We start from the raw sequence: 1,171 nt of genomic DNA on the forward strand, positions 1-1,171 counted from the left end.
CCAGACCCCAAAGCGCTTGCCGCTGCATGGCGGTGAGGCGATGTGCGCAGCCGACCGCCTGAGCGCCGCCTACCGGCGCTACCTACGCGCCGCCAGCATCACCTTTGGCGTCTGCTGAGCAAGGACGCGCGATGATCCCCGAACCCAACCTGCCCTTCGACCGAATCGGCCTCGAGCGGCTGGCCGTGCTGCTAAGGCGCGCGCCGAAGGCCGAGCTGCACCTGCACATCGAAGGCACGCTGGAGCCGGAGATGATGCTGGCGCTGGCGCGCCGTCACGGCGTGGCGCTGCCGTACGCCGACGTCGAGGCGGTGCGCGCGGCCTACGCCTTCACCCGCCTGCAGAGCTTTCTGGACCTGTATTACGCCGGCGCCGGTGTGCTGCGCGAGGCGGAGGATTTCCACGACCTCGCGTGGGCCTACTTCCGGCGCGCCGCGGCGGACGGCGTCGTACATGCGGAGTGCTTCTTCGACCCGCAGACGCACACTGCGCGCGGCGTACCGCTGGCGGCGGTGTTCGAGGGGCTGGTGGCGGCGCAGCGGCGCGCCGAAGCCGAGCTGGGTCTGTCGGTGCGCTGGATCCTGTGTGTGCTGCGGCACTTGAGCGAGGACGAGGCGCTGGCCACGCTGGAGGCGGCGCGGCCGTGGCGCGAGCACTTCATCGGCCTAGGGCTGGACTCCAGCGAACTGGGCCACCCGCCAGCGAAGTTCCAACGCGTGTTCGCCCGTGCCCGCGCGCTGGGCTTGCACGGGGTGGCGCACGCCGGCGAGGAGGGGCCGCCCGACTACATCCGCCAGGCGCTGGATCTGCTGCAGGTGCAGCGCATCGACCACGGGGTGCAGGCGGTGTACGACCCGGCGCTGCTGCAGCGGCTGGCGCGCGAGCGGGTGCCCCTGACGGTATGCCCGCTGTCCAACGTGCGGCTGTGCGTGTTTCCGGATCTGGCCTCGCACAACCTGCGCACGCTGCTGCAGGCGGGACTGTGTGTCACCGTCAACTCCGACGATCCGGCCTACTTCGGCGGCTACGTCGCCGACAACCTGGTGCAGACGGTGCAGGCGCTGGGGCTGGACGCACGCGCGGCGTGGCGGCTGCTGGCCAACGGCTTCGAGGGGGCGTTCCTCGACGAGGCCACCCGCGCGCGGCACCTGGCGGCCCTGGAGCGGGTGTT

General features: G+C 71.6%; 1 protein-coding gene. It reads left to right on the top strand.

Annotation, left to right across the window (positions count from 1 at the left end; translation table 11 throughout):
* Nucleotides 1-131: 131 nt before the first annotated feature.
* A partial coding sequence (locus tag ACK4TH_RS12005) for an adenosine deaminase (RefSeq protein WP_409626774.1) occupies nucleotides 132-1,171 on the top strand: 1,040 nt, incomplete at its 3' end.

The organism is Tepidimonas sp., from assembly GCF_046292505.1.
Classification (GTDB): Bacteria; Pseudomonadota; Gammaproteobacteria; order Burkholderiales; family Burkholderiaceae_C; genus Tepidimonas.